We start from the raw sequence: 7,162 nt of genomic DNA, 5'->3' as shown, positions 1-7,162 counted from the left end.
GTTCTCAAGGAACGGACGCTTCCATCAGGCGGCTTTCACACCGGCCCTCCGGGCGCTTCGTTCTTTCGTGTTTCCAGCTTATCAGATGTTTTCCGCTCCGTTTTCCGGAGTTTCATTCATCGGACTTCGCTTTCCGCTTGTCCCCGCTCTCTCGCGGCGACTCCGGAACTGTACGGGGACGGGACCGCCACATGCAAATCGTCCCGCCCTGCTGACGCAGGACGGGACGATCGGCGGTTCAGGGCCTCGCTCAGGCGCGGCCCATCTCCTCGGCGATGGCCGCCGCGAAGGCGTCGATGTCCGCCTCCGTGGTGTCGAAGGAACACATCCAGCGGACCTCGCCGGTGTGCTCGTTCCAGAAGTAGAAGCGGTAGCGCTTCTGCAGCCGCTCGCTCACCTCGCGCGGGAGGATCGCGAACACCGCGTTCGCCTGGGCCGGGCGGACGACGGTCACGCCGTCGATCTCGCGGACGGCCGCTTCCAGGCGGCCGGCCATGGCGTTGGCGTGGCCGGCGTTGCGGAGGTAGAGGTCGCCCGAGAGCAGCGCCTCGAACTGGACCGAGACGAAGCGCATCTTCGACGCGAGCTGCATCGAGGTCTTGCGCAGGAACTTGATGTTCCGGACCTTCTCGGGGTTGAGCACGACCACGCACTCGCCGAACAGCAGGCCGTTCTTCGTACCGCCGAAGGACAGCACGTCGACGCCCACGTCCGTGGTGAAGGCGCGCAGCGGGACGCCGAGCGAGGCGGCCGCGTTGGCCAGGCGCGAGCCGTCCACGTGGACCAGCATGCCGAGCTGGTGCGCGTGGTCGACGATCGCCCTGATCTCCTCCACGGTGTAGAGGGTGCCGAGCTCGGTGCTCTGGGTGATCGAGACCGCGAGCGGCTGCGCGCGGTGCTCGTCGCCGTAGCCCCACGCCTGCTGGTCGATGAGCTCCGGGGTGAGCTTGCCGTCCGGGGTGGGAACGGTGAGCAGCTTGATGCCGCCCATCTTCTCCGGAGCGCCGCCCTCGTCCACGTTGATGTGGGCGGACTCGGCCGCGATCACCGCGCCCCAGCGCGGGAGCAGGGCCTGCAGGGCGACGACGTTGGCGCCGGTGCCGTTGAAGACCGGGTGGGCCTCCGCCTGGTCGCCGAAGTGGCGGCGGAAGACGTCCTGCAGGTGCGCGGTGTAGTCGTCCTCGCCGTAGGCGATCTGGTGGCCGCCGTTGGCGAGGGCTATCGCGGCGAGGATCTCGGGGTGCACGCCGGCGTAGTTGTCGCTGGCGAAGCCGCGGACGGCGGGGTCGTGCCGCCGTACCGCGTCCGTGCGGCCGGAGGGGTCGGTCGCGGAGATGTCGGTCATTGGGCTGTCAGCCACAGGTGCTGTCCGTTCAGTTCTTCTGCGGGGCGGTCCCAGAGGCCCGCCAGGTGTGCGGCGAGGTCGGCGGTGTCGGTGAAGCCGGCGAACTTGGCGTCCGGCTTCTCGGCCCGCATCTCGGGACTGACCAACGCCTTGATCACCAGGATGGCAGCCGCGGCGGTGGGCTTGCCGTCCTCGGCGGTGGTCTCCTTGCGGAAGGAGTCCGCCATGGCGAGCGTCCAGGCCTCGGTGGCGGCCTTGGCGGCGGCGTAGGCGGCGCCGCCCGCGGTGGGCTTGTGCGCGGCGGCGGCGGAGATCATCGCGTACCGGCCGGACTCGCTGCGGACCAGGGCGGGCTGGAACGCCAGCGAGGTGTGCTGGAGGGTGCGCACGACGGTGTCGTGCAGGAAGTCCCAGTCGTCGAGGCGGCTGTCGAAGAAGGTCTTGCTGCCGCGCCAGCCGCCGACGAGGTGGAACACGCCGTCGACGTGGCCGTGCTCGGCCTCCAGGTGGTCGGCCCAGTCGTGGACCTCCTGCGGGTCGAGGAGGTCGATGACCTGGCCGCTGATCCGGGCTCCGCGCACGGCGACGCGCACGGAGTCGAGCGCGGACTCCAGGCGCCGGGCGTCGATGTCGGCGCCGATCACGGTGGCGCCGTCGGCCGCGAGGCGGCGCAGCACGGCCTGGCCGGCCGGGCCGCTGGCTCCGGCGACGGCGATGACCTTGCCGGTCAGCGGTCCCTTGGGTGCGGTGGTCACGCGGCAGCTCCCTGCAGGCCGGCACCGGTGATGCCGGCGGTCGAGGCGATGACGCCGCCGAGCTTCTTCGAGAGGGCCTCGTAGAACATGCTCAGCGGGAACTCGTCGGGGAGCACAGCGTCGCACAGCGCCTTGTTGAGCGCCTTGCCCTCGGTGATGTCGAACGGCAGCGCCTCGGTGCCCTTCGCCCAGGTGGAGGCCGGGTGCGGGGTGAGGTAGCGGGAGACCAGCTCGTAGGCGGCGATCCAGTGGGCCGGCTTGGGGCGGTCGATGCCGTCGCGGTAGAGGGTCTCGATCTCGGCGCAGAGCTCGTTGGTGACCTGCGGGGCGCGGTCCCAGTCGATGCTCAGGCGGTTGTCGCGCCAGCTCAGCGCGTTGTTCTTGTGCAGGTAGGCGAAGAGCAGCTGGCCGCCCATGCCGTCGTAGTTGCGCACGCGGTCGCCGCTGACCGGGAAGCGGAAGAGGCGGTCGAAGAGGATCGCGTACTGGACGTCGCGGGCGTGCTCGTTGCCCTCGGCCTCCAGCTTCACCGCCTCCTTGAAGGTGGTGAGGTCGCAGCGGAGCTCCTCCAGGCCGTACATCCAGAACGGGCTGCGCTGCTTGATCATGAAGGGGTCGAACGGCAGGTCGCCGTGGCTGTGGGTCCGGTCGTGGATGAGGTCCCAGAGCACGAAGGTCTGCTGCGCGCGCTCCTGGTCCTCCAGCAGGCTCGCGGCGTCGGCGGGGATGTCCAGGCCGAGCAGCTCGACGGCGTTGGTGGAGACGACGCGGAAGCGGGCGGCCTCGCGGTCGCAGAAGATGCCGCCCCAGGTGAAACGTTCCGGCGCCTTGCGCACGGCCACGGTCTCGGGGAAGAGGACGGCGGAGTTGGTGTCGTAGCCGGCCGTGAAGTCGTTGAAGGTGATCGGCACGAACATCGGGTTGTCGAAGCGGGTGCGCTCCAGCTCGGCCAGCCACTCGGGCCACACGACGTTCAGCAGGACGGCTTCGAGGTTGCGGTTCGGGTTGCCGTTCTGGGTGTACATCGGGAAGACGACCAGGTGCTGCAGGCCGTCCTCGCGCTGGTCGGCGGGCTGGAAGGCGAGCAGCGAGTCCAGGAAGTCGGGCTCCCGGTAGCCGGTGTCGGCCCACTTGGCCAGGTCGGCGTCGACGGCGGCCAGGTAGGCGGCGTCGTGCGGGAAGTGCGGGGCCAGCTCCGCGACCGCGGTGCGCACGGTCGCGACCAGCGGGTCGACGGTGTGGCGCTGCACGGCGGACAGGTCGATGGAGCCGTCCTTGGACTGCAGGGGGCGCAGGGACTCGACGGCGTCCTTCAGACGCAGCCAGGCCGGGTGCTCGGCGAGGTTCTGGGCCGGGGCGTCGGCCGCCACAGCGAGCCTTGGCGAAAGATTCTGCATCGGGGACTCACTTCGACAGGAGGGTTTTCAACGAGACCACCATAAGTACGAAAGGTTCTTCTGTTCAAGGGGGGTCCTGGCGGCGGATCTGCGGTGAGCGGCGGCCGGAGCGCGTGTGGCGGGCGTGTGAACAGTCGACGGGATCTTCCGGACAGCGCGGGGCGAAGCCTCCCAAGGCGACGATGCCGCGCGTGTCCGGGACCCGCCACCGGGGGAGGTTTCCCACCCGACCGGTCCGACCCTCCGCGCCCAGGAGCACCGTCATGCCCCTCCCCCGCACCTCCGCCGTCGCCGTCCTGCTCGCCGCAACCGTGCTGGCCGCGGTCACCGGCTGCGCCGCCGAGGAGCCCGCCGCCGGCCCGGGCGCGTCGGCCCCGGGCGGCGCCGCCGACTGCGCGCCCGGTGCGCTGCCCACCCGGACGGCGGGGACGCTGGCCGTCGGCACCGACAAGCCCGCCTACGAGCCGTGGTTCTCGGAGGACCGGCCGGAGAACGGCAAGGGCTTCGAGTCGGCGGTGGCGTACGCGGTCGCGGCGAAGCTGGGGTACCCGAAGGAGAAGGTGTCCTGGGTCGTCACCCCGTTCGGCAAGGCGACCGCACCCGGCCCCAAGGAGTTCGACGTCGACATCAACCAGGTGTCGATCAGCGCCGAGCGCCGCCAGGCGGTGGACTTCTCCTCCGGCTACTACGACGTCCGGCAGGCGGTGATCGCGCTGAAGAGCTCCAAGGCCGCCTCGGCCCACAGCCTGGCCGACCTCAGGGGGGTCAAGCTCGGCGCCCAGGTCGGCACCACCAGTCTGGAGGCGATCACCGGCACCATCCGGCCGACGGTGCAGCCCGCCGTCTTCGACTCCAACGACCTCGCGAAGGCGGCGCTGCGCAACGGCCAGGTCGAGGCGCTGGTGGTGGACCTGCCGACGGCCTTCTACATCACGGGGGCCGAGGTGACGGAGGCTCAGGTGGTCGGCCAGCTGGCCGGGGCGGGCGGGGGCGAGCAGTTCGGGCTGGTGCTGGACAAGGGGTCGCGGCTGACCGGCTGCGTCTCGGCCGCGGTGGACGCGCTGCGGGCGGACGGCACGCTGGCGGCGCTGGAGAAGGAGTGGCTCTCCGACGCCGTCGCCGCCCCCGTCCTCCCGTGAGCGCCGAGGAGGCGGGCCTGTCCGTCGCGAAGGAGGCGGCCGGCCCGACCGGGTACCGGCCCTCGGCGCGGCGGCTGGCCCACGAGGCCTACCGCCGCCGGCGCGCCCGCCGTTCGGCGCTGATCGCCACCGCCTCGACCCTGGTGACGGCCGGCGCGCTGCTGGCGCTGCTCGTCGGCTCGCCGGGGTGGCCGGCCGTGCGGCGGTCGTTCCTCAGCGCCGAGTACGCCCGGCAGGCGCTGCCCGAGGTGCTCAAGGGGCTGCGGATCAATCTGGAGCTGATGGCCGTCTGCGGGGTGCTGATCCTGGTCCTCGGCCTGCTGCTCGCGGCCCTGCGCACGCTGCGCGGGCCGGTCTTCCTGCCGGTGCGGCTGCTGGCCACCGCCTATGTCGACTTCTTCCTCGGCCTGCCGATGATCATCTGCCTGCTGGTGATGATCACCGGTGTCCCGGCGCTGCGGCTGACCGGGGTGACCACCGATCCGCTCTGGCTGGGCGGCGCGGCGCTGGTGCTGACGTACACGGCGTACGTGTCGGAGGTGTTCCGGGCCGGGATCGAGTCGGTGCACCCGGGCCAGCTGGCCGCCGCCCGCTCGCTCGGCCTGTCGCACGCTCAGGCGATGCGGTTCGTGGTGCTGCCGCAGGCGGTGCGCCGGGTGGTGCCGCCGCTGCTCAACAACCTGGTCAGCCTGCAGAAGGACACCGGTCTGGTGTCGATCGGCGGGGTGATCGACGCGGTGTACGCGGCGAAGATCATCAACGGCCGCTCCTTCAACTCCACGCCCTACCTGGTGGCGGCGCTGGTCTTCGTGGTGCTGACCATCCCGCTGACGCGGTTCACCGGCTGGCTGACCACCCGGACGAACCGCCGCCGAGACCAAGGAGGGGTGCCATGACGGCCGATCCCCCCGGCACCGGGCCGGTCCTGCGGCTGGAGGCCGTGCGCAAGGGTTTCGGAGCCGGTCCGCCGGTGCTCCGCGAGGTGCACCTCGCCGTCCCCGAGCACTCGGTGACGGCGCTGATCGGGGCGTCCGGCTCCGGGAAGTCGACGCTGCTGCGGTGCGTCAACCTGCTGGAGCCGATCGACGACGGGGCCGTCTTCCTGGACGGCGCCGAGATCACCGACCCGCGGGTGGACGAGGACGCCGTCCGGCGGCGGATCGGCGTGGTGTTCCAGGCCTACAACCTGTTCCCGCATCTGACGGTGCTGGAGAACGTGACGCTCGCCCCGCGCCGGGTGCACGGCGTGGCGCGCGGCGAGGCGCGGGAGCGGGCGCTGGAGCTGCTGGACCGGCTGGGGCTGGCCGCGAAGGCCGGGGAGTACCCGGACCGGCTCTCCGGCGGGCAGCAGCAGCGGGTGGCCATCGTCCGGGCGCTGGCCACCGGGCCCCGGCTACTGCTGCTCGACGAGATCACCGCCGCGCTCGACCCGGAGCTGGTCGGCGAGGTGCTGGCGGTGGTGCGGGACCTCAAGGAGCGGGGCATGACGATGCTGCTCGCCACGCACGAGATGGGGTTCGCGCGCGAGGTCGCCGACCAGGTGTGCTTCCTGGACGGCGGGGTGGTGCTCGAACAGGGGCCGCCGGAGCAGGTGTTCGGCGATCCCCGGCAGGAGCGGACCCGGCGGTTCCTCAGCCGGGTGATCGCCTCCGGCCGACTCGCCCGGTAGGCGCCCGGCCGATGCGGCAGCGCGGTACGGCGGCCGGTGCGACAGGGCGGCGCTGACGGCCCGCCGCACCACGGCGGACACGCCCGTGCGCCCCCGTACGCGCCCTGCTGCGGGCGGCGCCGGGCGGGGATCGTGGGACGCCACGCCCGTCCGCGCCGTCCGGGAGGCCGCCGTTGCACGGTCCGACCCTGGTCAGCTGGCTGCTCGCCGCCCTCACCGCGGCCTCCGGGGCCTACTGCCTCTCCCGGCTGCGCCACGCCCCGTGCGCCCCGGCGGAGGGCGGGGCCGGACCGCGGAGGCTGCGCGCCCACGAGTCGGACCTCGCCGAGGGACTGATGGGCTGCGGGACGGCGGCCATGGCGGTGACCGGGACGGCCGTGCCCGGCGAGGTGTGGGCGTGGGCGTACGGCCCGCCCGCGGTGCTCCTGCTGCTCGCGGCCGTCCGCCGCCCGGCCCGGCGCGCGCACCGGCTGCACCACGCGGTCGGCGCGCTGGCGATGACCTACATGGCCCTGGCGATGACGGCCGGGCCCGGCCACGCCGGGCACCACGCGGCGGCGGGCTCGCCGGCGCTGACCGGCGCGCTGCTGGCCTACTTCGGCGGGTACGCGCTGTGGTCCGGCAGCCGGCTGCTGAGCGGGTCCGGCGGCACGGTGCCGGTGGCCGCGGCCGGACTGCCCCGGGCCTGCCGACTGTCGGTGGTGATCGGCATGTTCGCCATGCTCCTGACCATGTAGCCGTACGGCGGCCCCGGTGTAGCCGCCGGACGCTGTTGGCGAATGTGAGTGATCGGCTGCGGTGAGTGACGCCGGTCTCCGAGACTTGTCTCGGAGACCGGCGTTGGTCGTTGCGGGGTG

General features: G+C 72.4%; 7 protein-coding genes. 4 read left to right on the top strand and 3 right to left on the bottom strand.

Annotation, left to right across the window (positions count from 1 at the left end; genetic code table 11):
* Positions 1 to 250: 250 nt before the first annotated feature.
* Genes ACFC0B_RS40605 through ACFC0B_RS40595 form a run of 3 tightly spaced genes read right to left on the bottom strand, consistent with a single transcriptional unit; the run spans position 251 to position 3,497 of the window.
* Positions 251 to 1,345 carry a threonine aldolase family protein gene (locus tag ACFC0B_RS40605; protein WP_376098496.1) on the bottom strand — a complete coding sequence of 365 codons (1,095 nt, stop codon included), beginning with the start codon at positions 1,343 to 1,345 and terminating at the stop codon, positions 251 to 253.
* Positions 1,342 to 2,100, bottom strand: coding sequence for an SDR family NAD(P)-dependent oxidoreductase (locus tag ACFC0B_RS40600; RefSeq protein ID WP_376098493.1), 759 nt, complete (start codon positions 2,098 to 2,100; stop codon positions 1,342 to 1,344). Before ACFC0B_RS40600 ends, ACFC0B_RS40605 begins: the two co-directional genes overlap by 4 nt.
* Positions 2,097 to 3,497 (bottom strand): DUF6421 family protein, encoded by a 1,401-nt coding sequence (locus tag ACFC0B_RS40595; protein WP_376098490.1) that lies wholly within the window; start codon positions 3,495 to 3,497, stop codon positions 2,097 to 2,099. Before ACFC0B_RS40595 ends, ACFC0B_RS40600 begins: the two co-directional genes overlap by 4 nt.
* Before the next feature lie 263 nt (positions 3,498 to 3,760).
* Between ACFC0B_RS40595 and ACFC0B_RS40590 the strand changes: the two genes are divergently transcribed.
* From ACFC0B_RS40590 to ACFC0B_RS40575, 4 genes are all read left to right on the top strand, one after another.
* Entirely contained in the window at positions 3,761 to 4,636 is an 876-nt protein-coding gene (locus ACFC0B_RS40590; RefSeq protein ID WP_376098487.1) for an ABC transporter substrate-binding protein, read from the top strand.
* Positions 4,633 to 5,532 carry an amino acid ABC transporter permease gene (locus ACFC0B_RS40585; RefSeq protein WP_376098484.1) on the top strand — a complete coding sequence of 300 codons (900 nt, stop codon included), beginning with the start codon at positions 4,633 to 4,635 and terminating at the stop codon, positions 5,530 to 5,532. Before ACFC0B_RS40590 ends, ACFC0B_RS40585 begins: the two co-directional genes overlap by 4 nt.
* The gene (locus tag ACFC0B_RS40580) at positions 5,529 to 6,305 is read left to right on the top strand and encodes an amino acid ABC transporter ATP-binding protein (protein WP_376098481.1); all 777 of its coding nucleotides are present in this window, start codon (positions 5,529 to 5,531) and stop codon (positions 6,303 to 6,305) included. Before ACFC0B_RS40585 ends, ACFC0B_RS40580 begins: the two co-directional genes overlap by 4 nt.
* A gap of 173 nt (positions 6,306 to 6,478) precedes the next feature.
* The gene (locus tag ACFC0B_RS40575; RefSeq protein WP_376098478.1) at positions 6,479 to 7,042 is read left to right on the top strand and encodes a DUF5134 domain-containing protein; all 564 of its coding nucleotides are present in this window, start codon (positions 6,479 to 6,481) and stop codon (positions 7,040 to 7,042) included.
* Positions 7,043 to 7,162 lie beyond the last annotated feature (120 nt).

The sequence above is a fragment of the Kitasatospora sp. NPDC056184 genome (assembly GCF_042268405.1).
Lineage (GTDB): Bacteria > Actinomycetota > Actinomycetes > Streptomycetales > Streptomycetaceae > Kitasatospora.
Note: the sequence above shows the minus strand (reverse complement) of the source record. Positions and strands in the feature narration are given on the sequence as shown.